Genomic DNA, 22,916 nt, shown 5'->3' on the forward strand with positions numbered 1-22,916 from the left:
ATGGCTAAAGAACTTAAATTTAATGAAGACGCACGTCGCGCAATGCTTCGTGGTGTAGATACATTAGCAGATGCTGTAAAAGTAACACTTGGACCAAGAGGTCGTAATGTTGTATTAGATAAAAAATTCGGTTCCCCATTAATTACCAATGATGGTGTAACAATCGCCAAGGAAATCGAACTGGAAGATGCATATGAAAATATGGGTGCACAACTTGTATCCGAAGTTGCATCGAAAACAAATGACGTTGCCGGTGACGGTACAACAACAGCTACAGTACTTGCACAAGCAATGATCACAGAAGGCTTGAAAAACGTAACTTCAGGTGCAAATCCAGTCGGTATCCGTCGCGGAATTGAAAAGGCAGTAGAAGTCGCTGTTAATGAACTGAAAACTATTGCAGAGCCAATTGACAGCAAAGAGTCCATTGCCCAGGTTGCATCCGTTTCGTCCAGTGACGAAGAAGTAGGGAGCCTGATTTCTGAAGCAATGGAACGCGTTGGCAATGACGGCGTTATCACTATTGAAGAGTCCAAAGGATTCAACACGGAACTGGAAGTTGTAGAAGGTATGCAATTTGACCGTGGCTATACTTCCCCGTACATGGTTACAGACCAGGACAAAATGGAAGCAGAGTTAGAAGATCCATATATTTTAATTACCGACAAAAAAATCGGCAACATCCAGGAAATTCTACCTATTCTTGAGCAAGTTGTACAACAAAGTAAACCATTACTTTTAATTGCTGAAGATGTAGAAGGTGAAGCTCTTGCAACACTAGTGCTGAACAAGCTTCGCGGTACATTTAATGTTGTTGCCGTAAAAGCACCAGGCTTTGGTGACCGTCGTAAAGCAATGCTTGAAGACATCGCAACATTAACCGGTGCAGAAGTCATTACAGAGGATCTCGGACTGGATTTGAAAGCTACAGAAATGGAACAATTAGGCCGTGCTTCTAAAGTAGTTGTAACCAAAGAACACACGACTATTGTAGAAGGATCCGGAAATCCAGAAACAATTTCTTCTCGTGTTGGACAAATCCGTGCACAAGCAGAAGAAACGACTTCTGATTTTGATAAAGAAAAATTACAAGAGCGCCTGGCTAAATTAGCTGGTGGTGTAGCAGTGATCAAAGTCGGTGCTGCAACGGAAACAGAATTGAAAGAGCGTAAACTACGCATTGAAGATGCCTTAAACTCTACACGTGCAGCAGTTGAGGAAGGTATCGTATCCGGCGGTGGTACAGCACTTGTGAATGTTTATAAAGAAGTAAAAGATTTAACACTTGAAGGTGATGAATCAACAGGTGCCAGCATCGTCCTTCGTGCACTGGAAGAGCCTGTACGTCAAATTGCCCACAATGCTGGTCTAGAAGGATCCATTGTCGTTGAGCGTCTCAAAGGCGAAGATGTTGGCATAGGGTACGACGCTGCCAATGTACAATGGGTAAACATGGTTGACGCCGGAATTGTTGACCCTGCAAAAGTGGTACGTTATGCACTGCAAAACGCAGCATCCGTAGCAGCTATGTTCTTAACTACTGAAGCTGTAGTCGCTGACAAGGCTGAAGAAGACGGCGGCGCTGCCGGCGGTGGAATGCCTGACATGGGCGGCATGGGTGGAATGGGCGGCATGATGTAAATCATCGCCCATAAACCTTGATTTAACAAGGATTTAGGCTTTTTATAAAAGGCGAATTCATGAAAAACTAACATTTTATGATTAAAATTCGATTTTCGTTAAGTCGCATTCTCTTATGAGAGGGTGCGACTTTATTTTATCGAAAACGCCTCAATACAATAATGTGTTCAATTATGGAAGAGAAGATATTAAATAACATAATATTAGGAGTGCAAATAACAATAGCGTTGAGCACTCCTTTTTTCGTTGTTACACCACTTTTTATAGCGTGTTAACCCCTGAATTAATATTCTAATTAACAACACTTTTATTAAACGCACATAAATTTATGTACTAACGCTGATTGACTTGTGAAATGTGAATCAATTAGAATGTTGTTCATCGTTATTTGGAATGATAATCTCAAATCGTTTCTGATTTTTCTAGCAGTTTTGGGATGTTATGTTAAAATAGTTATATGGTATGTAGTTGTCTGTACTTAAACAAACGGGCCATTATGCGGAAAAAGGGAATGAAGTAGAATGTTATATATACATTTACCTATGAGGTGAACCATGACTAAAATATTATCAAAAGACAGGTATCTACATACAAAGGTTTTATTTCATGTTTTAATAGCTGCAACAGGACTTATTAGTGTGCCATTACATATATTTTTTTCTCCAGAACCAAATGTATCTATTACAAAATTTACAATTCATTCTAATATCATTGTTACCATAATATTTATAGTTAGCACGTTCTTTCTTTTAGTAAAGAAAAAAGAAAGCAGTATGTTGGATTTATGTAAAAATGCAGCGCTTATATATATGATGGTAGTTTTATCAACTTACCACTTTGTCCTTGCTGGTGGTGGAGAGTACAGTGGGACTAGAATTATTACCAATTTCACATTACACTACTTAATTCCAATGTTTGTTTTACTAAACTGGCTCATTTTTGAAAAGAAAAAATGGTATAGTTACAAATCGATTGTCTTATGGTTAGCCTTCCCAATACTTTACGGTGCTTTATCATTAATAAGAGGAATGTATGATGGATTCTATCCTTATTTCTTTCTAAACCCAAATGGTCATATTCCTAATGGAGTTGGCAGCTATACAAATGTGGCTTTAGTTATTGTAGGTTTGACTTTCGTGTATTGCATACTTGGCTTTCTGCTAATATTAACGAATAGAGTTATTCTTAAATTTAAAAATGCAAAGGGGGCTGCAAATACTAAAAAGGTAATGTGATTTGAATTAAATAAATAGAATCTCCCTATTCAGCAAACGGGCGCCTATCTTGAAGATGGATTGGCGCCCTTTATTGAACAAAAGGGACATTTAATCGAATAAGAAAGAGGGAAGAAGTGTGAACAAAAAAGTAGTACGGATCTCTTAAGTGTAATAGTTCTCATTATCATAGCAATTCCGCTTGGATTTATTTATGTGCTTAACAATGGAAATCCTTACACAAAATATATGGCAGATAAAAATAAGAGAGTGCGAACCTTTAAGTTAGATAATATTCTTGTAGTGGGACAAATTAAGCAAAAAGTGAGGGCTTAGGCAATGAACAATCGCAGACTATTAACTCTTTTAAATGAACAAAAGTTCTTTACTTTTGACGGCATAAAGCAAAGAACTTTTGTTCATTTCCGTGTGTACGGACGGCGTTAGTAAAAGTTTAAAGCAACGAAATTCTTATCTAACATCAAATCTGATAACTCCAGTAGTTGATACCGTTCCAGTCTCTACATCTCCATAGTATGTTCCGCGTAACATGTTAGTAAAAGTTCTAGTGTTGTCCGATTGTAACGGTTCAAGTGGAGTACACTTCCCAGATGATGCATTACATAAACGAACAAACGGAACAAAAGTGTTATCCTTCAAATCTTCTACAGTCACCGTAACGTCCCCGCCGCCAAAGGGTACAGTTAATTGACCATCCCACTGCCCATCTCCTGTTTTAAACTTGTATGGCCCGAATACTTTCTGGGGTGTTACATCATCTTCGACACCGACCTCGGAAGCAAATGAGGTGCTTCCAAAAACAACAACAGACAAAACAATTACCAGAGCTGCAGACAATAAAGTTTTATACATACGATCACCTCCTTTGTTTATCATTTAACTATATTGAAGGAATAAAATCAATAATGAAAATAATTTTATAATTAGTTTTTCAAAAAATAAAAAGTCCATGACTAGTCCTTTGAAAAAGGTGAAACACTGTGTAGTTCTTATTTGACACATATGCCAAACATCTTGTGGAATATGCAATTTCACTTGCTGCGAGTTATCAACAAAAAGCAATGCGACTCGATGTTTTAAATAATAATTTCCCTGCTAAAAAATTATATTTAAAGATGGGGTTCTATCATGTAGACACAATTGAAATGTTTTACGAAGATACTGGCTGGACTAAATATGATTTACTTGAATATAAATTATTCCCCCAATCATATATTGGCTATATTAAAAAAACTCCAAAAAATCAATAAAAAACTGGTTCAAGCATGGGCGGCATGATGTGAATAAGCGCACCAAATTCCTATCATGCCAATAATGGCAAAGGTTAATGATTGATCAAAATAACAAACACATTTATTTTTATCTCTGAAAGGACGTTTTCGTATACGTTTTTCTCGCCAGTGAAAGAGAAATTGTCGTCTCTGGTGAAGATGACCAACAGTTCATTCATCAAAAAATCGTCGATGAATTGGAAAACGGCATTGCAAAAAAAGACACGAATGACGCCTTTTTGACCATTATCAACCCGGATGATTGCCGATGAATGTGGATAGCCTGATTTTAGATTGTACCGAATTACACATGATTCTCAATGACGATGATGATGTTGTTGTGCTTCTGCATACGATGGACATTCACGTCGATAAAATGGTGGAGGAGCTTTTCAGATGAAAGAATGGGTCGGTCAATGTTCGCAATGTCAGCAAGATGTCTATTGCCTGGATGGCTTTCTGAACGGTGTCTATAAAGATAACCGCTTGTATTGTTTTACGTGTGAAGAGCAAGATGAATAAAAAAAGAGGGGGTTTTTTTCATAAGAAAGCGTCCTCTTGCATTGAGTGAAACAATGGTGTTGATATATGTTTCTTCTTCCGGTGTCCAGAAGTGTGGAAAATTAAAATCGTCCATTCTGAAATAAGCCCTGGACATAATCGAGCGTCTGGTTTATCTTATCTTTTTTCTCCATTCCAACAAATCCTTTCTAAGTTCTTTTTCTGGTGGATCCAATCCAAATAAATCATAAAACCATAGTCCATCAATGATAAGTCTAATCACAGTCTCTGAAACTCAATCTAACTCATCCTACCGTGATAAACACATTTTTATTGGAATTACAATAAAGTAACCTCCTTTAAAAAGCTGTACTGCACGTCAGCGATCAAAGATCAAATGACAATTTCTGCGTATTTTCGAGATATTCTAAAATAAATACAGATATATCGTAATAAAGGAAAAATTTTATGGACTAAACAAGAAATTTAACATATACAGTCATTTTATACAGTTTTAAATGAATGATATATTTAGATATTAGATCCGTAGATAACATTTTTTCTAGGAGGTGTTAAATGATGAAAAATCAAGAAAGGCCTTAGAGGAAAAGCTAGCACCTTGATTTTAAGATAAGTTTGATTTCCATGTAGATATAGGATCCATATCATTGTAATATTTACGATTGGAAACATTGCATACGTAAAGGGGGAATTATTTGCGAACACCTTTTTGAATATTATAGTAAAAAGGAGTGTATCACTTGAAAAAATTGAATATTGAAACCAAAGTGCTATGGCCTGTTCTCGTCATTTTACTGCTAGGGTTAGTTCCTGTTGGAGTAAATCCCTCGGCTGCGGAAGAGACGGTAGGTAACATATTAAGTTTCATTACGGAGAATTTTGGATGGATATTTGTATTGTTTCCATTTCTGATACTTATCTTTTTCACTTGGCTTGTTTTTGGCAAATTTGGCCAAATCAAATTAGGAGACCCTGAAGATAAACCGAAATTCTCAAATTTTAGTTGGTTTTCCATGATTTTTACCACAGGAATTGGTGCGGAAATCATGTATCAATCGGTAATCGAACCCATCACGTATACGACCGGGCCTCCTTTTGGATTAGAAGCAGGAACATTAAGTGCAGCAGAATGGGCACTACCTTATGGTTTGTTTCATTGGGGAATACTTGCGTGGGCTATTTATGCGCTTCCCAGTATTCCTATGGCATATGCCTTATATGTGAAAAAAATACCGTATTTTAGACTCAGCGCTGCTTGCAAACCAATCCTAGGTAAACATTCGGACGGTTTACCGGGTAAAATCGTTGATGTTGCCATGATGCTTGGTTTGATTGGGGTAGTGGGGACAAGCATAGGCTTGGTAGCCCCCATGATAGCTGAACTTCTGAGTGAAATGTTTCATATTCCTGTGACTTTGGGATTGTTGGCCATTGTTATTGCGCTTTGGGTGATTATATTTGGTGGAAGTGTATATTTGGGTCTTGAGAGAGGAATTAAAAGACTATCCAATTTCAATATCATTATTGTAGCAGCAATAACTGCTTTTGTTTTCCTTGTTGGTCCAACCATCTTTATGCTAAGTAATTCCGTACAAGCTTTAGGTAAAATGTTTAATAACTTTTTTGAGATGGGGTTAAGTCTTGGATCGATTAGGGGTGGAAGTTTTCCGCAAGATTGGACCATTTTTTATTGGGCATGGTGGATTGGTTATGCATCGTTAATAGGTTTGTTTACTGCTAGGATTTCCAAGGGACGTACAATAAAACAAGTGATCATTACGCAATGCTTAGTAGGACCAGTGGGGTGTTGGCTATTTTTTGGCGTTTTTGGAAATTACGCATTGAACGTTCAATTATCTAACGTGATTCCTGTAGATACCATTATGGCTGATAGTGGTCAAACGGGAGTAATCATGGCAGTTATTAATACATTGCCTCTTAGTACGATTATCATACCACTACTAGTAATAGCCTATTTAATATTCTCTGCAACAACGTTTGATACTGCTTCATTGATTCTATCATCTGTTGCGAGTAAAAAATTAGATAGAATGGGGCAACCGCCTCGTATTCATCGATTATTTTGGGCATTTATTCTTGGAGGAGTTGGGATTATCATACTGGCTATCGGTGGGTTGGAGGCAGTTCAATTGTCTTCCGTTATTGTAGGTGTGCCGATGATTTTGGTTTTTGTGTTGATGACGATCTCTTTTATAAAATCTGTCAAAGAAGATTTTGGGCAGGAAAAAGCAACTTTAGTAAAAAATTCTAAATTACCTACATCCGAACCTTACAATGATCAGGAATTTAAAGGAAAAAGGAAATGGAGTGAAAAAGCGTCATTGATGAAAAAGTGATGCATGGCTCGTACTGCATTAGAATTAGCAATACGACAAGGTTTTTTCAAGAAAATAAATCTTTCATATAGATCATTTTTTAGAAAAATTCATTTTTTAGCATTGACAACAAACCGTCTGGACGGTTAACCTAATTATAGAGAGCACAACAAAAGGGGGACAAGATTATATCTAATGGATCCGAGTTCTCCTTGAAACAGATTTAACCTAAAAAACGATGAGGAGGAGATGTGTAATGAAACAGACATCACCACTTGTGCTCGGTATCGATGCCGGTGGCACGATGACCGATACGATTCTCGTGGATAAAGAAGGAAACTTCGCTGTCGGTAAGGCGCCGACTACACCTAATTACGAATCAGAAGGATTTATTGAATCAACACGTGACGCTACCAATATCTGGAACTTGGATATGAATCAAACATTTGAAGAATTGGCAGTCGTTCTCTATTCAGGTACGGGTATGCTGAATACGTTGTTGTCCAGAACAGGAAAGCGTATTGGTCTTATCGTAACACGCGGTATGGAAGATGCGGTACTTATGGGAAGAGGGCTGCAATCATGGTCTGGTTATTCCTATGAAGATCGCTTACATGCGGTCACTCACGCTCATCCTGACCCGCTCGTACCACTCAGCCGGGTACGCGGTGTGACCGAGCGTATTGATCAGTTCGGTCAGGTTGTTATCCCTGCTTATGAGCATGAGGCAGTCAATGGAGTGAAGGAGCTCTTGGAGCAGGATATCGAGGCATTATGTATCTGTTGCATGTACGGGCACGTTAATCCAGAACACGAATTAAAAATTGGGGAAGCTGCTCGAAGCGTGTTGGCGGAGCAGGACGTCGATATCCCCATTTACTTTAGCCATCAGGTTCGTCCAATTATTCGTGAACAGTCCCGACTAAACAGCACGCTCATTGAGGCTTATGCGACGGCCAGAGGACGTGAGCAGTTGCTGGGCGTCGAAGCAGCCGCTAAGCAACATGGTTTCCCGCACAGTATGCAAACGATGCTCTCCTATGGGGGGCTCGCCGATGTGCGTTATCCTCGTCTTCACGAGACGATGATTTCCGGTCCGGTCGGAGGACTTTTAGGAGCCAGACATGTTGGTGAGTTAATTGGTACTGACTCGGTCATTGTCAGTGATATGGGAGGCACGAGCTTTGATATCGGAGCCATTACTCGTGGCAAAGTTCCTATTGAAGATGAGCCAACTTTGGCACGTTTTAAACTGAATTTGCCGACCTTAGCAATGGATACGATTGGCGCCGGTGGGGGTACCATTGTCAAGGTGGATCCATACACGCATAAGGTCAGTCTTGGACCTGAAAGCGCTGGATCGGTGCCTGGCCCGGTAGCGATGGATATGGGAGGCACAGAGCCAACGATTGCTGACTGCGATGCGATCATGGGTCGCTTGAATCCGGATAACTTTCTTGGAGGCAAAGTCCGACTCAATGTTGAAAAGGCAAAGCAGGTCTTAAAGGAGAAAGTTGCCGACCCTCTGGGGGTTGATGTATACGAAGCAGCAGAAGGAATGGTAAATATGCTCGAAATGGAAGCGAAGTCTTCCATTGAATCCATTATTTCTACTCGTGGCGTGGATCCAAGTGAGTACCATTTGATGGCTTATGGTGGATCTGGACCGCTTCATATGGCCGAGTATAGTCGTGGACTAGGTTTTAAAGGGATTATGACATTCCCATTTGCGGCAGCCTTTTCAGCTTTTGGTTGCACAACGGCAGATTATTTGCATCGGCACAGCCAATCCGTCCATATCATGATCGGATCTGATGCCTCAGATAAGGACCGAGACGAGGTGCGCCGGCAGATTAATAATATTTGGAGCGAACTTGATGCCCATGCACGCACGGAGTTGGCCTCTGAAGGACATAACGCGGACGCTGTTATTTGTGAGCCATTCGCTATGATGCGCTACACGGGTCAACTGGAAGATGTTGAAGTTGCAGCACCGGCGACAAAGTTAGAGTCAAATGAGGATTTAGATGAACTTACACAGGCATTTGAAACGCTGTATGAAACGATTAACCGCAGTGTGTCTGGTTATGGAACAGCTGGTTTCACCATTATGGAACTCGGATTAAATGCGCGTGTGGAAAAAGTGAAACCAGAGCTATCACGTCGCCCCTTAGGATCTCGGGAGCCTGACTCCAAGGCTAGCAAAGGGAAGCGATCAATGTATTATAATCGCACTTGGCATGAGGCGCAACTTTGGGAAATGGACATGCTGAAGCCGGGAAACGAGCTTAACGGGCCAGCTATTGTGGAACACCCGGCGACAACCTTGGTTATTCCAGCCGGAGACCGGGTTCGTGTAGATGAATGGACAATTCTGCATTACGAACACGGAGGTCAAACGCAAAAATCAGCAAGTTACGTATTGTAGGTTCAATCTAACTAAAAGGAGGATCCGTATGAATGAAGCAGTTGAAAACAAAACAATGACATTCAAGGAACAGTTGCTCGAGAACGATCGTAAGTTTCGAGAAACAGGCTGTTATGCCGGTATAACAGCTTTAACATACCGTGAAGATGATCCGCTGCGCTATGAAAGCTTGCATACCAAGCTTCGTTCGATGACCATAGCAGCAAGAGAAATGGCACGCAGTATTTCAGCTTCGCCCGGTGTGCGAGAAGTAGGGGAAATGGTCGTAGCGCTATATACACCAGAGGGTGACGCTATTAGCCTTTCCACCGGTATTATGGTTCATGTTCACACAATGAGTCGATTCATCAAATGGATGATTCAAAATGGGTACGAAGAGTCTCCAGGTATTTGTCCCGGTGACGTTTTCGCGAACAATGACGCTTTCATCGGTACCGTGCAAGTACCGGATGTGATGGTTGTTGTACCGATCTTCCATAATGATGAGTTGGTCGGTTGGGCTGGTACAGTCGCTCATGAATTAGAAGTCGGCGGTATCACACCAGGTGGTGACGTATATCTAGCTCAAGAACGTTTTACCGAAGGCTTGTTTGTGTGCGCCGAAAAGGTAGGAGAAAACGATGAACTCCGCCGAGATTATTTGATCCGGTTGGAACGCAATCTGCGTATGCCTATCTATTGGATGTTTGATGACAAGGCGAAGTTAGCAGCGAATCTTGAATTAAGGGATCAGGTAAAAGAACTGATTGATGAAGTAGGCTTGGATTACTTCAAGCGGGCTACACGGGAATTCATTGAAGAAGGTCGCCGTTCGCAACTTTCGCGGGTGAAGCAGCTTATGGTGCCTGGTCGCTACAGAGGGCATACATTTTATGGTCATCTTACGGAAGGTAAGCCAGGGATCTTGCCCTTAGGTGATGAAAATTTGTTATATTCCATCCCGCTTGAATTGGATGTGGGTGGAGATGGACAAATGCACTTGGATTTTGAAGGTACCGGTTCTTGGGGCTATCACTCGATGAATTGTACACCAGCCGGAATGGACGGCGGTTTGTTTGTTACGCTGACGCAGTCGATGAACTTTGAAGGTAAGGTGAATGATGGAGCTTGGCTGGCTACAGATATGAATTTACCATCGGGAACTTGGACAAACCCTGATCGTCATACGGTGGCAACGGCTACATCTTGGGCACTACTTCTACCGGCATTTGGTATTTTTCAACGCTTGATCAGTCGGGGGTTTGTAAGCCGTGGTTTCAAAGAAGAAGCGTTTGTAGGACAAGTAAACAGTCCAATGGTTGAAATGGGTGGACAAAGCCAATATGGTAGTCAATTTGGCATGGCTATGTTTGAGTGTTCCGCCGCTGGAAGTGGAGCCCTTGGTATTAAAGACGGGATTGATAACGGGTATGTTGGCTGGAATCCTGAATCTGACATGGGCAATATGGAAGTGTGGGAACAAGGCATACCGATGCTCTACCTAGGGCGAAGCATTGCAGCTGATTCAGGCGGAGTTGGTCGCAACCGTGGTGGTACATCCTTCACTTCCCTGTGGCTTGTGCATAATACAGATGAAGTGACGATCGCTACGTCTGAACATTCCAGTCGTGTGTTTGATAATGCTGGGATGTGTGGTGGTTATCCGGCACCGACCGCCCATCGACACTTTACCGTGCGAAACAGTAATATGAAACAGTTGATTGAGGAACAAAAACCGTTGCCTCACTCGTTAGGTAATGATCCACATATAACTGATTTAGAGCGATTGGTCGAGGGAGACCAGAAAGAAGTGGAAGGCCCGCATATAGACAGACCGTTGCAATCTGGCGACCTATTTGCTCATTCGTACAATGGTGGTGGAGGTTATGGTGACCCCATCGAACGTGATCCGCTGGAAGTAGTTCGGGATGTGGAAAATGGTTATGTGACGGCAGAAATTGCCCAAAGAGCTCATGCTGTAGTGCTGGAGTATGACGAGAAGCGCAATACATGGAGCGTCAATAAAACAGCAACAGAAGCTCGACGGGAGGAAGTCAGAAAATCTCGTTTGAGTAAGGCTATGCCCGTTGAGGATTGGATTGAATCCGAGCGAGAGCGAGTGTTGGAAGGAGACTTTGTTACCGAGGTGCGTAAGATGTATCAGGACACCATGAGCATTTCTAACCACTTTGCGACAGAGTTCCGTGAATTCTGGAATTTGCCCGATGATTTTACAATGTGAGAGGAGTGATAATGATGGCAAGCTATGATCACGAGGTCATTCGTGACTTAATAGATGGTCAGCTACCCTGGCAGTCGACGAAGTCAATGATGAGCCAGTATAAAGACGATGATCGGTTTTTTAAGTACATTGATATTCTTCAGGAACGGGTGGTATTTAATGACCCGATTCTATTACCAATCGGTGAACATTTGTATATTGTTGCCAAGAAAAGTGAGCCACAAGGTGAACGAGTTGTCAAATGCAGCTGTGGTTACGAGTTTGGTCACTATACGCACAATTGGAAGCTGCATGCTGTAATCAACGTTCGTAATGATGAAGAAGCAGTTGCTGAAATTTATCCCGGACGTCACAGCTATGATCCGGAATGGATGGAAATTCGTGAGTTTATATGCCCGGGGTGTGCTAGGTTATTGGAAGTGGAAGCAGCTGCGCCGGGATATCCAATCGTTTTTGATTTTTTGCCGTACTTAGAAACCTTTTATCGCGATTGGCTTGGAAAAGAGTTACCAGCCGAACCAAGAAGGGATTAAAATCACATATGATGTAACATCATGCATGTTGATGGCAGACCGATCTATCTATGGGAGAAAGTGTTTCAAGCGAGATTTGTTCGTAGTCAAGTAGACAGTGAAAACAATAATGCTAAACGGTTTTGGCTCTGAACCACCGAAGAGCTAAGACCGTTTAGGCATTCTTAATAAAAATGAGGGAACACCAAAATGTCAAGCTTGTACTTAAACAACAAATAGGAGGTGGTAAGTTGAATAAAAAAGTTATTTTATCATGTGCTATTACAGGAGCGGGAGACACGACTGAAAAAAGTCCGCATGTACCTGTAACACCGAAAGAGATTGCTGGTTCAGCTATCAAAGCAGCAAAAGCAGGAGCAACCATTGTGCATCTTCATGTGCGTGACCAGCGAACAGGTAGGTTGAGTCATGATGTCAATTTGTTTCAGGAAACAGTAGAACGAATCCGTGAGTCTGAAACGGATGTCATTATTAATATAACATCCGGAGGTGGCGGTGATTGGATCCCATGTGAAGAAGATCCGACAAAAGGAGGTACTGGCACAGATATTCAAACACCAGAAGAACGTCATGAGCCAATTAGAAAATTACTTCCAGAATTGTGCACCCTTGACTGTGGAAGTATCAATTTTGGAAATATGCTGTACGTGAACCCAGCGGACTGGTTGCGAAAACAAGCAAAACTTGTGCAAGAAAGTGGCGTAAAACCGGAATTAGAATGTTTTGATACGGGACAGGTTCATTTTGCTAATCAACTAATAGAAGAAGGTCTCATTGACGGTGATCCTTTGTATCAATTCTGCCTCGGTATACCATGGGGGGCAGCAGCTGACGCTGAAACATTATCCTATATGAAAAGCCGAATACCGAATAATGGCAAGTGGGCCGCATTTGGCATTGGTCGCATGCAAATGCCGATAGTGGCCGAATCCGTTCTACAAGGAGGTCATATTCGTGTAGGATTAGAAGATAATCTTTATCTGAAAAAGGGACAACTTGCTACAAATGAACAACTCGTTGATAAGGCAGTAGGCATTGTACAGGCTTTTGGGTCCGATATGATGACGCCACAAGAAGCACGTCAAGAATTACATCTTCGGGCACCATAAATAGAGGAGATACAGGTGCTCAGAAGTAGATAGTCTATCGGAACTATTAAAGCGATTGCACACGCAATCTATGAACAAATACTACGTTCTGCAGAAACTACGAAAGATTGCGAGGCTGATAAACAAAAAAGTGAACTTAGGGAGGTTTATACATGAAGAAAACTGTTATTTTCATAACAATTTTCTTATTCATCGCTATGTACGGTTGTGAATCAGGTGGTGGTTCAGATACAACTGCAAGTAGCAATGGAACAGACAATGAAAAAGGGGACAAACCAACATTAACATTAGGCATAACACCATGGACAAGTACTGTTCCAGCAACGGAAATAGTGAAAATCGTATTAAAAGATATGGGTTATGAAGTAGAAGGCACGGAGGCTGATCTTGGCGTTACGATGGCAGGGCTGTCAAAAGGGGATGTTGATATATTTATGGATTACTGGGATCCACAACACAAACCCTATCTAGATGAGTTTTCCGATTCCATAGATGTTGTATCTACAAGTTATGATGATGCAGCAAGAGGAATCGCAGTCCCCAAATATATGGAGGATGTCAATGATGTTGATGATTTAAAGGGGAAAGAAGACATCGTAAATAATGAGGTCTTGGCAATTGAAGAAAGCGACCCGACAGTCGAAGAGATCCCAAAGCTTATCGATATATATGACCTGGACATGGAAATGACGAATTCCTCCGAAGCGGCTATGTTGGCAGCGGCTAAATCAAAAATTGAAAAAGAGGAACCTGTTGTACTGTTTGGATGGCGCCCACATAGCATGTTTCATTTGCTTGATATAAAATTATTAACAAATAAAAATGCTCCAGAGGTTTTAACGCCCTCTACGATTCATGTTCTTGCTAATCAAGAATTGAAAGACAATGCACCTGAAGCTTATGCATTTTTAAGAAACTGGCGTATCCCCATTGATGACATCGAAGATATGATTATTAAGATTGACAATGGAGAAAACCCTGAAGAGGTAGCACAGGATTGGATTGACGATAACCAAGATAAGATTGACGAAATGAAAAACGACAACTGACATCGTTTGGTTTGTTGCATAGAAATAGATTAAGGCACCCATTGATGATGGAAATGATAACTTAATAACAAAAGGAGGCTGTTCATGTGAATAGATTAGTAGATAAGGTTGCTATTATTACCGGAGGGGTAGGAAATATTGGTAAGGAGACGGCTCAACTCTTCTTACAAGAAGGAGCTAAAGTTGCGATCGTGGATTTGTCCAACGAAGCTTTAACGTCAACCGTAGAAGCATTAAAGCCATATGGAGATATTATTGCTATTACAGCTGATGTTACGAAAGAAAAGGAAGTGAAAAGTTATGTGCAAACAGTGTTAGACAAGTGGGGCAGGATTGATGTGTTCTTTAATAATGCTGGTATAGAGGGAGATGTTAATGAAACAACCGATTATGATCTTGATGTGTTCAAAAAAGTAATCGATGTCAATCTCATTGGTTCTTTTCTCGGGCTTAAACATGTATTGCCAGTTATGCAAGAACAAAAATTTGGAAGTGTCATTAATACATCTTCAGACGCTGGATGGTCTGGTGATGGAGGTTTAAGTGCATATGTTGCTTCCAAGCATGGTGTGGTAGGTCTTACAAAAACAGCAGCCTTGGAAGTCGCTAATGATAAAGTGAGAGTAAATAGCATTCAGCCTACTGGTGTGGATACAAGAATGATGCATGAACTTGAAAAGGAATATGTAGCTAAAGGAGTCTCTACCTCTGTAACGGATGATGCTATTCCATTTGGTCGCTATGCTAAAACAATGGAATTAGCATATTTAATATTATTTCTAGCTTCGGATGAAAGTCAATATATCACGGGAAGTCAATATACGATAGATGGTGGGCGTTCAGCTTTATCGCGGTAAGGCAAAAGGATTCTTAGCAAAATAGGGGGAGCTGTTCCTCACTCCATTAGGGACTGCTGAATAACATATATCTTATCCCAAAATAACAAAAGAAGATTCCTTATGATTCGTGAGTTTTTGTTTGTTCAGCAGTCCCTAAATAGAAAGAAAATTATAGTACAATAATGGACGACAAGCATACATAAAAACTTGTTGGCTTTCGGATTTATTCTTCTCATTATTTATCTCACTATAGCAGTAAGAAGATAATACTTTCCTGCTCTATCTTTGGTCCTCTTTTGTTAACTGAAGGAGCCTTTCTAGAACTTGTTGACGGCGATTTTCTTCTAATGGAGCCAAATCAAAAATTTCGGAAAACCAAAGACCATCCACGGCCAGTCTTAAAATCGTGGCATTAATGGGATCGAGGCCATCGTTGTCAATATGATCCTGCCAATGTTCATAAGCATCTTGAACAGGCTTCAATAAATCTCGATTGATGGTAGCCGCCGCCATTAGTCCAGCGTCCATGTCTTTATCCGGATTTCTTTGCCCGAATGTTCCTTTGATGAACGAACGTGTCCATCTTCCTCTCTGATGCTGTACCGTATCCTGATCAACGTTCTTTTCGATATTATTGATATAACTTTGCATGGGATCTTGTACCATACCGGCGACTAAGGCATCTTTAGACGGAAAGTGATATAAAAGTCCTCCCTTACTTACGCCGGCCTTCTCTGCTGTAGCTTCGAGTGTTAAATTCAATATGCCATCTGATTGTACAATATGTGCTGCTGACTTGAGAATTTTAGAACGTGTGTCATTTTTAGCCATAAACCTATTCCTTTCAATTGTTCTGAGTAACTTTCTGCTTTTATTATACCGTCCAGAATGTAAGGTCGTCCATTATAAATATAATTATATTGAATTTACGTACAACGTTTTGATTTGTTCTTCTGAACACGCGAGGGTGGTTTCTTCCTATAAATCATTTCCATAGCCACTTTGGTCAATTACGCTGATAGTGTTCAACCAACTTCTTTATAAAACGAAAAGGTCTTTGTTAAAAAGGATTGTTCCGCCAACAGTCCAGATTGTGGAATGAAATCAACCTAAATATTTATCGAGCATTGCAAATCATGAAAAGGTTTGTAATAATGAAAGATGGTTTTGCTGAATGTGAAAATGGGGGAGGAGAACGGATGAGGAATATAATACTTGTTACTGGTATGATTTTTTTGCTTTGTTTATTGACTGCATGTGGAGATGATGGAGCGGCATCAAACGATGATAGCAACAGTAATCAGCAAGAAGAAAATCAATCGCAAGAAACATCAAATCAAAGTGTTCCTGATGATATTTTTTATGAGGCTGGTCACGTAGACGGGATTGTACGTGATACAGGTCGTTACATTGTAGAGGAATTTGGTTACAGGTCCAATATTAGCGCAGATATAGAAGATGGCCAGCACACCGTAGGTTTAGAGGAAACCGATGGAAACTTAACACGTTTTTATAATACAACCAATGCGATCCGGTATGAGGACGATGCTACTGGACGCTCGGTCAAACTAAGTTTGATTGGGGAACTTGGAGAAGATTATGATGATACATATGTAAGTGCCATGAAGCGCACAAAGAAAATCCTGGATTTTTTATTTACATATGATACGGTCGACGTTGATCAAATAAATCTAAGTTGGTATTATCCATACAAAAGTGCAGCTGGGGAGGAAGATTATACCCTTTTTCCTGTCTATGAATTGACGCTGGACCGTGATGAATATGGGGAAAATTGGGAAAATTTAGATGAATCACAAATGGACCTAGATACTATCGCACACGATGAACATATGATTATTCCAAAGGGAGCATACCTCATGCCTTTTGTGGATAATCGAGAGCGTCACGCTCAGGTTGGAAAGGAATATGATATGCGTGGTTTAAAGGTAACATTGCTTGGCGCGGAAGATGTTTCATCCATAAATGGTGAATCGGCAGAAGATTATTGCGGAGAGAATCGGGATTGCTCCACATTCATGCAAGTGGAAATGCAAGTAAAAAATGATAGAGAATACCCGATGATCATGGATGCGAAGTCATATATTGATCTGTTGTACAAAAAACCGGAAGAGGGAGATGACGTTCAATCAACAACGGCTTATGCGCGTGAAGCAGAAGGAGCGGTAACGTATCAAGAACTACAGCCAGGGGAAGAAGTGGTTTTAAGCCCGTATATTCCATTAGAGGATGATGTGGAATACATTGGTTTACGGTTTACAACAGAATACGCGGATTACACACAAGGTTTTGATCAAGAATCATTGGCAACGGTGGATGAGAGTTATGTTTATAGTTGGTTAATGGAAGATGTACGAGATGGCGAGTAATGCATGCGTCACATGCTAGGAAGCTTGAGTAAAAAAATGAAAGGTTAGGAGTGTTATAATTTGAAGAAAACGATGTTCGTTGTTCTTTTCGCATGTTTGCTTGTTGTAAGTGCGTGCGGAAGTAATGATGATAACAACACACAAACAGAGGATCCGGACGAGACGCAAGAAACAGCAGGCGAAGCAAATGGTGAGAATGATGATGAGAATGGGGAGGAAGATGAATCAACGGAAGAACTGTATCATGAAGTTGGGGAAACATTTGAAATGACGGCGTATTATGCGGATGCCGAAGCAGAAATCACCGTTCATGATATATGGACAGAGCCCGGTGATGACCATGAGGCATTTATTGAAGAAAAAGTGAGTTCTCCGGAAGACGACGCTAATGTTACATTTGTTGATTATACGGTGAAAAACATGAGCGATACGCAGATTGGATTAGGAGATCTTTTGCCTACCTATACAGCAGCGAACACGGAAATAGATGTAACGTATCCTGAAAATGACAATTTCACAGATTACTTAGAATCCTTTAATCATCAGCTTGAACCAGAGGAAGAGTTAGACTTGGTAGGCGCCGTTGCTTCCAGGGAGGAAGATCAATACACATCAGCGTTGCTTTGGAATTTGACACAAGATATTCCGGAAATTATCTTCCACACACCGCAATCAGAACGAAAAGATAAAATCGGTGTCTACGATTTAGGAGAAGCTATTTATCCGGTTGATCACGGGGACAATGGTTATTTAGAAGTAACTATTAATGATATTACTATAGAAGAAGAGGCGGAAGGCCTCAATCCTAGCATGGATGACAGTTCCTTTTTGGTTTTGAATACGGAATTTGAAAATACGTTAAACGAAGAAATAGAAATCACAAAAGGGGTTCCAACACCTATGATAGATGATGAGGAAATAACGCACAGTATAGATTTTTCTTTAGATGGTAACTGGATTGACGTTCACCAATCGGCAGATGCCAATGTCGAATCAGGTGAAACATTAACCGGAGATATTTACCTCGAGATTTCCAACAATGAAATTGAAAATGTGCAATTATATTATGCCAACCCTGCATTGTTAATGTTTCCTGATTACGCGATGAAACTGGATTATAATTTATAGGCAGGTTCAGGTCAGTTCAGGCATCGTAAATATGCAGGGACTAGTTTTTAAGGTATATAGCTTATTAATTGTCTCTTTTATGAAATGGGGTTATTTTCTGGATGAAGCAATCACGGTAAAAATGATAAGATAAATATAAAAAGATTTTATGGAGGCTAACATGCAATATGAAGCTAAAACGCCAGAGGAATATATGGAATTACTAGACGATGACTGGAGAAAAGAGAAGCTATTAATGGTAAGACAATTTATTTTAAAAAATGCGCCTGAACTCGAGGAGGGCATCCAGTACAAAATGCTTTGTTATGGAAATGATTCCTCTAAATTGTTTCATTTGAACGCTCAAAAATCTTATGTGAGTCTATATGTAGGTGCGATTGAGAAAATAGAAAATGCCAAGGGGCTGCTGAGCGGATTAGATTATGGAAAAGGGTGTGTACGCATAAAAAGATCAGTAAATTTGCATGATAGCGGGATTAAAGATTTTGTGCAAAAGGCTGTTGATAGGTGGAGAGCTGATGCTGACACTTCTTGTTAGAACTTCTTAGAATATCAAATAATATTCATTGAACCAATGCTAACATTACAGAAAATTTTGTGCGCGAACACATTTTAAGAGGCTCATATTGTTGAATTCCAATCCCAATTTCCTTGGTAACATAAGGAAATTGGGATTGGAGTTTTTTAGTATTTTTTTATTCTCTCGGATAACCCATTCTCATAATTTGCTTCATGAAGAAGGGTTACTTTAGTAAATTTCATAACTTTGCCCGGTTTGTACACCTTCTACACTTTTTCGAAAAGCCAATGCTACTTTGCTTAGTGGAACGGCTTCAAACCCTGGAAAGAACGCTTGAAGCCCTTCTGGCGATTCCTGAAACACCGATGGACTGACGCTATTGATTCGTATTCCTCTGGGTGCTTCGGTTGCTGCGGATTTTGTAAAGGCTTTTACAGCTCCATTTGCCATTGCAGAGGATGCACCTTGATAGATGGGTTCATCCATGATGACTCCGGTTGTTAAGGTGAAGCTTCCACCATCATTCACATAATCCATGCCAAGTAATACAAGATTGACTTGTCCCTTTAATTTGCTTTCGATGGTTGTTTCATTTAATTCTGGCGTGATTTCTTCCAGCGGCCCAAAATGGGCATCTCCTGTTGCACTGATCACTGCATCAACTTTTCCGACCTGTTCAAACATCCTCTTAATGCTATCAGGTTTCGTAATGTCTACTTTGACATCAGTGTTGTGCCGTGCTGCTTGAATAATGTCGTGTTTTTCTTCTAATTCTTTCATTACAGCATTTCCTAAAAGCCCGGTAGCCCCGATTAATAAGACTTTCATAATGGTCAACCTTCTTTCTTATTTATTATTGCAATACTTAAATTCTATAATAATATTATAAATCAGTAAAATGAATTATTCTGATCGAAACAATCATTTTAAACGATTTATATATTACATTTAATGTTATTTTACACGTACAGTACGCAAATCAAGCCTCATCTCTTTTTCGTTTGAACGAGAGATGAGGCTTGATTTATGAAACAATCGCGCCTGTTTGTCCAGGTCGCACATCTGAAATTTTGGCTATCAAAATAGCATAGTCAAACATCCATTTTCAGGTGCTATTCTCCATATAAACTCCATGGGATCAATCTTAATTTTTCTCTCCCAATAACTCCTGTGCCTTTTTAGGGACGTCGTCAGCATCCACCTCTTCATAGGTAATTACTTCATCTTTTTTGTAATGCACCTTTAAATAAGCACCTTGTTTTAATTGATGCCCAGCTGTGAAAGAGAGCTCTTTTTCCTCTCCATCCTCATCAAAACCCATCAAATTATACTCATATCTGGTATTATTCGACTCTGTATATTCCTCACCATCATCATCAATTTCCACATAATATTTAGTCGAACCAATTGTTTGCAGTGACTCTAGCGAACACGCAGACAATAAACATATGGCAAATCCCATACTTACAATAAGTAATTTTTTCATCACAAATCATCCTTTATAATTAGAATAAATTCAATTATAAAAGATAAATTCAAAAGTCAACATCGATTTACCTAACAAATACCTTTCAATGTTGTCACTTGATAATAATATTAAGGAGTCACAGAGCTGAAAGAGGCCGACGCGAGATGGCCTGATCTGTATTTTTTCCGTTCCACAAACGGAAAAAAAGAGCAGTTCTCCTACAAAGTTGAGAACCGCCCCCGAATTATTCAGACATCATTATTCGACAAAAAACGGGAAGTGACAGGCACCACCTATTCATCTGCCTCTTCCACGGGTATATAATTATAGATTTCGCCGGATTTTGTGAGTTTCATGAGCTTTTCCAGCCAATGATAATAGACCATGGCTTCATCAAGCTGTTGGTAATCCAGCTTAGCTCTTTCTCGTAATGCTTCATCTGTTTCCTTATCTTCAATCACTTCATTTAGTTGTTCCTGGGCTTTTCGAATACTAACCATAAACATACTTACTTCCCGTTCCCATTTCATGCCAAAGAAATGAGAAAAATAATTAAAGAAATTTTTCTCAGCCATGAATGAATCTTTTCTTGATCCTTTTTGCCATACTTTTTGAACGATACCGATATCTTGAAGCTTTCTAACAGATGTACTCATGCTTGGTTTGCTCATGCCGAGTGCTTCTTTCATCTCATCCAGTGTAATTGGCTGATGTTTAAAGTACATCATCCCATACAGGCGACCAACTGAAGGCGTAACACCATAAAAGTCCATCGTTTCTGAAAACGTATTAACCATTAGACCTTCAGCTTGGCCGATTTTTTCTTTGGCTTTTTCGTCATTAAAATTATTCCGATTTCCTTCCATTATGGCACCTCTTTTTTGGCAGATAAGAAAGTATAAAATACTTTCTTACTCCATAAGTGTAACTAAGGTTGTCACCCAAAAGCTTGGTGACAACCAAGTTTTCTAATAACAATAGGAGCATGAAACATCTTTTGTGCTTAAATTTATTCATAATGTATTAAATGTTAATTTTATTTTATAATGAATAGGATATAGATGCAACTTAAATTTCCCAAGACGTCCAAACGCAAAAAGGGAAAGAGACGAACGCCTATTAACGTTGCCTCTTTCCCTTACGTTTATTCCATCCATCCGTCAATGAGATCTTGGTTTTCTTCTACCCATTTTTCTGCGCCTTCCATAGGGTTGTCTTCATTATCTTGAACATCAATCATTAATTCACCAAGCTGGTCGTCGTCCAATTTAAAGTTTGTCAGCCATTCACTAACTTCTTCAAAGTCTGCGTCAAATCCTTCGCGGGTTGCCATAAAAATTTCTTCGACTTCACCAAAGGATTGATTAGGATCCTCCAAAAACTTTAAATCTACTTCAGAGAACACATAATGTGGTTTCCATAGCGGTGCAACAATAGGTTCTTGCGTTTCAGCTGCATCTATAACGGAGGTAATCATCGCTGCTTCACTGCTCTCCACTAATTCATAATCAAGATTGTATTCTTCCATCATTTCCTCTGTTGTTAACATGGTTCCTGCCCCAGGCTCAAATCCAATTATTTCGCCCTCAAATGTATCTTTGTTTTCATTTAAATCCTCAATGCTATTTATATCTTCCATAAACGCCGGAACGGCCAATCCAACTTTCCCATTATCATACCAAGGCTCTTCGAAGAAATTAGCTTCGTCTTTATACTGTTCATAATAATTCTTATCTTGCACTGGTAACCAGACTTCCGGTGCTACATCTAAATCACCTTCAGCTACAGCGGACATTTGGGGACCCATCTCAATGAGTTGTAACTCCACGTCATAACCCTCATCTTCCAAAATAGCCTTCCACATATTCGTTACGGCAATATTTTCAGGCCAATTAATCTGCCCAATTGTGATTGCTCCTTCGTTTTCGTTTGTTTCGCCCGTTGTACTACTCGAACCATCACTTTCACTAGTTGAACCGCAAGCTGCTAGTGCAAAAAGTGTAATCATAAATAAAGTTAATTGAATTATTTTGCGAAAACGCATTAATTGTTATACACCTTTCTTATTAAAATTTTGGCAACTATCGATCTGAGCAACACACTCTTGCCAAAAGTGCTATTAGCTATTTTGTTTTACATTATGAATTTTAGCCTCCTTTTATTAAATGAAGTTAATACATTCAATAAATTTTAAATGTTTAATTCTACATAACAGGATAACGAAAGATT

The 22,916-nt window shown here is 40.0% G+C and carries 20 protein-coding genes and 1 pseudogene; 14 read left to right on the plus strand and 7 right to left on the minus strand.

The window, feature by feature from the left end:
• Both groL and KFZ56_RS04830 read left to right on the plus strand, forming a co-directional pair.
• Window positions 1-1,641, plus strand: coding sequence for a chaperonin GroEL (gene groL, locus KFZ56_RS04825; RefSeq protein WP_222640601.1), 1,641 nt, complete (start codon window positions 1-3; stop codon window positions 1,639-1,641).
• Between the two features lie 554 nt (window positions 1,642-2,195).
• Window positions 2,196-2,876 carry a Pr6Pr family membrane protein gene (locus KFZ56_RS04830; RefSeq protein ID WP_222640604.1) on the plus strand — a complete coding sequence of 227 codons (681 nt, stop codon included), beginning with the start codon at window positions 2,196-2,198 and terminating at the stop codon, window positions 2,874-2,876.
• A gap of 450 nt (window positions 2,877-3,326) precedes the next feature.
• On the opposite strand, the gene KFZ56_RS04835 is transcribed toward KFZ56_RS04830, so the two are convergent.
• A complete protein-coding gene (locus tag KFZ56_RS04835) occupies window positions 3,327-3,728 on the minus strand; it encodes a hypothetical protein (protein WP_222640606.1) in 402 nt (133 codons plus the stop codon).
• Window positions 3,729-3,889: 161 nt separating this feature from the next.
• On the opposite strand from KFZ56_RS04835, the pseudogene KFZ56_RS19990 reads away from it, so the two are divergent.
• Window positions 3,890-4,126 (plus strand): annotated as a pseudogene (locus KFZ56_RS19990) (GNAT family N-acetyltransferase); the annotation flags it as partial.
• Between the two features lie 289 nt (window positions 4,127-4,415).
• A complete protein-coding gene (locus KFZ56_RS19460; RefSeq protein WP_255584839.1) occupies window positions 4,416-4,547 on the plus strand; it encodes a hypothetical protein in 132 nt (43 codons plus the stop codon).
• 273 nt (window positions 4,548-4,820) lie between these two features.
• On the opposite strand, the gene KFZ56_RS19995 is transcribed toward KFZ56_RS19460, so the two are convergent.
• Window positions 4,821-4,931: a hypothetical protein gene (locus KFZ56_RS19995; RefSeq protein WP_222640608.1), complete on the minus strand. Its 111-nt coding sequence runs from the start codon at window positions 4,929-4,931 to the stop codon at window positions 4,821-4,823.
• 478 nt (window positions 4,932-5,409) lie between these two features.
• On the opposite strand from KFZ56_RS19995, the gene KFZ56_RS04845 reads away from it, so the two are divergent.
• From KFZ56_RS04845 to KFZ56_RS04875, 7 genes are all read left to right on the plus strand, one after another.
• Window positions 5,410-7,026 (plus strand): BCCT family transporter, encoded by a 1,617-nt coding sequence (locus KFZ56_RS04845; protein WP_222640611.1) that lies wholly within the window; start codon window positions 5,410-5,412, stop codon window positions 7,024-7,026.
• Window positions 7,027-7,261: 235 nt separating this feature from the next.
• Window positions 7,262-9,433 (plus strand): hydantoinase/oxoprolinase family protein, encoded by a 2,172-nt coding sequence (locus KFZ56_RS04850; RefSeq protein ID WP_222640612.1) that lies wholly within the window; start codon window positions 7,262-7,264, stop codon window positions 9,431-9,433.
• 28 nt (window positions 9,434-9,461) lie between these two features.
• A complete protein-coding gene (locus KFZ56_RS04855) occupies window positions 9,462-11,654 on the plus strand; it encodes a hydantoinase B/oxoprolinase family protein (protein ID WP_222640613.1) in 2,193 nt (730 codons plus the stop codon).
• 14 nt (window positions 11,655-11,668) lie between these two features.
• Window positions 11,669-12,187 carry an acetone carboxylase subunit gamma gene (locus KFZ56_RS04860; protein ID WP_222640614.1) on the plus strand — a complete coding sequence of 173 codons (519 nt, stop codon included), beginning with the start codon at window positions 11,669-11,671 and terminating at the stop codon, window positions 12,185-12,187.
• A gap of 230 nt (window positions 12,188-12,417) precedes the next feature.
• The gene (locus tag KFZ56_RS04865; RefSeq protein ID WP_222640615.1) at window positions 12,418-13,296 is read left to right on the plus strand and encodes a beta-keto acid cleavage family enzyme; all 879 of its coding nucleotides are present in this window, start codon (window positions 12,418-12,420) and stop codon (window positions 13,294-13,296) included.
• Window positions 13,297-13,448: 152 nt separating this feature from the next.
• Complete coding sequence (locus KFZ56_RS04870; RefSeq protein ID WP_222640616.1) at window positions 13,449-14,345, plus strand: glycine betaine ABC transporter substrate-binding protein; 897 nt, start codon at window positions 13,449-13,451, stop codon at window positions 14,343-14,345.
• Window positions 14,346-14,431: 86 nt separating this feature from the next.
• Entirely contained in the window at window positions 14,432-15,202 is a 771-nt protein-coding gene (locus KFZ56_RS04875) for an SDR family NAD(P)-dependent oxidoreductase (protein WP_222640617.1), read from the plus strand.
• A 261-nt stretch (window positions 15,203-15,463) separates the two neighbouring features.
• On the opposite strand, the gene KFZ56_RS04880 is transcribed toward KFZ56_RS04875, so the two are convergent.
• Window positions 15,464-16,015 carry a TetR/AcrR family transcriptional regulator gene (locus KFZ56_RS04880; RefSeq protein ID WP_222640618.1) on the minus strand — a complete coding sequence of 184 codons (552 nt, stop codon included), beginning with the start codon at window positions 16,013-16,015 and terminating at the stop codon, window positions 15,464-15,466.
• A gap of 368 nt (window positions 16,016-16,383) precedes the next feature.
• Between KFZ56_RS04880 and KFZ56_RS04885 the strand changes: the two genes are divergently transcribed.
• The 3 genes from KFZ56_RS04885 to KFZ56_RS04895 all read left to right on the plus strand — a co-directional run bounded on the left by KFZ56_RS04885 (window position 16,384) and on the right by KFZ56_RS04895 (window position 19,237).
• Entirely contained in the window at window positions 16,384-17,571 is a 1,188-nt protein-coding gene (locus tag KFZ56_RS04885; RefSeq protein ID WP_222640620.1) for a hypothetical protein, read from the plus strand.
• A gap of 60 nt (window positions 17,572-17,631) precedes the next feature.
• Complete coding sequence (locus KFZ56_RS04890) at window positions 17,632-18,699, plus strand: hypothetical protein (RefSeq protein ID WP_222640621.1); 1,068 nt, start codon at window positions 17,632-17,634, stop codon at window positions 18,697-18,699.
• Window positions 18,700-18,859: 160 nt separating this feature from the next.
• Entirely contained in the window at window positions 18,860-19,237 is a 378-nt protein-coding gene (locus tag KFZ56_RS04895) for an iron chaperone (protein WP_222640623.1), read from the plus strand.
• A 210-nt stretch (window positions 19,238-19,447) separates the two neighbouring features.
• Here the strand turns inward: KFZ56_RS04895 and KFZ56_RS04900 are convergent, their stop codons facing one another.
• The 4 genes from KFZ56_RS04900 to KFZ56_RS04915 form a co-directional block, all read right to left on the minus strand.
• Window positions 19,448-20,047 carry a short chain dehydrogenase gene (locus tag KFZ56_RS04900; RefSeq protein ID WP_222640625.1) on the minus strand — a complete coding sequence of 200 codons (600 nt, stop codon included), beginning with the start codon at window positions 20,045-20,047 and terminating at the stop codon, window positions 19,448-19,450.
• A 316-nt stretch (window positions 20,048-20,363) separates the two neighbouring features.
• Window positions 20,364-20,705, minus strand: coding sequence for a YxeA family protein (locus KFZ56_RS04905; RefSeq protein ID WP_222640627.1), 342 nt, complete (start codon window positions 20,703-20,705; stop codon window positions 20,364-20,366).
• Window positions 20,706-20,980: 275 nt separating this feature from the next.
• Window positions 20,981-21,553 carry a choline uptake/conversion transcriptional regulator CudC gene (gene cudC, locus KFZ56_RS04910; RefSeq protein ID WP_222640628.1) on the minus strand — a complete coding sequence of 191 codons (573 nt, stop codon included), beginning with the start codon at window positions 21,551-21,553 and terminating at the stop codon, window positions 20,981-20,983.
• 278 nt (window positions 21,554-21,831) lie between these two features.
• On the minus strand, window positions 21,832-22,731 hold the full coding sequence (locus KFZ56_RS04915; protein WP_222640630.1) for a glycine betaine ABC transporter substrate-binding protein: 900 nt from the start codon (window positions 22,729-22,731) through the stop codon (window positions 21,832-21,834).
• Window positions 22,732-22,916 lie beyond the last annotated feature (185 nt).

Origin of the sequence: Virgibacillus sp. NKC19-3 (assembly GCF_019837165.1) — a bacterium.
Lineage (GTDB): Bacteria > Bacillota > Bacilli > Bacillales > Amphibacillaceae > Virgibacillus_L > Virgibacillus_L saliphilus.

Excerpts from the sequence above, each read along its gene's own strand:
- KFZ56_RS04850 (WP_222640612.1), top strand. The coding sequence starts at position 7,262 with ATGAAACAGACATCACCACTTGTGCTCGGTATCGATGCCGGTGGCACG.
- KFZ56_RS04855 (WP_222640613.1), top strand. The coding sequence starts at position 9,462 with ATGAATGAAGCAGTTGAAAACAAAACAATGACATTCAAGGAACAGTTG.
- KFZ56_RS04880 (WP_222640618.1), bottom strand. The coding sequence starts at position 16,015 with ATGGCTAAAAATGACACACGTTCTAAAATTCTCAAGTCAGCAGCACAT.
- groL (WP_222640601.1), top strand. The coding sequence starts at position 1 with ATGGCTAAAGAACTTAAATTTAATGAAGACGCACGTCGCGCAATGCTT.
- cudC (WP_222640628.1), bottom strand. The coding sequence starts at position 21,553 with ATGGAAGGAAATCGGAATAATTTTAATGACGAAAAAGCCAAAGAAAAA.
- KFZ56_RS04830 (WP_222640604.1), top strand. The coding sequence starts at position 2,196 with ATGACTAAAATATTATCAAAAGACAGGTATCTACATACAAAGGTTTTA.
- KFZ56_RS04905 (WP_222640627.1), bottom strand. The coding sequence starts at position 20,705 with ATGAAAAAATTACTTATTGTAAGTATGGGATTTGCCATATGTTTATTG.
- KFZ56_RS04870 (WP_222640616.1), top strand. The coding sequence starts at position 13,449 with ATGAAGAAAACTGTTATTTTCATAACAATTTTCTTATTCATCGCTATG.
- KFZ56_RS04915 (WP_222640630.1), bottom strand. The coding sequence starts at position 22,731 with ATGCGTTTTCGCAAAATAATTCAATTAACTTTATTTATGATTACACTT.
- KFZ56_RS04860 (WP_222640614.1), top strand. The coding sequence starts at position 11,669 with ATGGCAAGCTATGATCACGAGGTCATTCGTGACTTAATAGATGGTCAG.
- KFZ56_RS19460 (WP_255584839.1), top strand. The coding sequence starts at position 4,416 with ATGAATGTGGATAGCCTGATTTTAGATTGTACCGAATTACACATGATT.
- KFZ56_RS04895 (WP_222640623.1), top strand. The coding sequence starts at position 18,860 with ATGCAATATGAAGCTAAAACGCCAGAGGAATATATGGAATTACTAGAC.
- KFZ56_RS04835 (WP_222640606.1), bottom strand. The coding sequence starts at position 3,728 with ATGTATAAAACTTTATTGTCTGCAGCTCTGGTAATTGTTTTGTCTGTT.
- KFZ56_RS04900 (WP_222640625.1), bottom strand. The coding sequence starts at position 20,047 with ATGAAAGTCTTATTAATCGGGGCTACCGGGCTTTTAGGAAATGCTGTA.
- KFZ56_RS04885 (WP_222640620.1), top strand. The coding sequence starts at position 16,384 with ATGAGGAATATAATACTTGTTACTGGTATGATTTTTTTGCTTTGTTTA.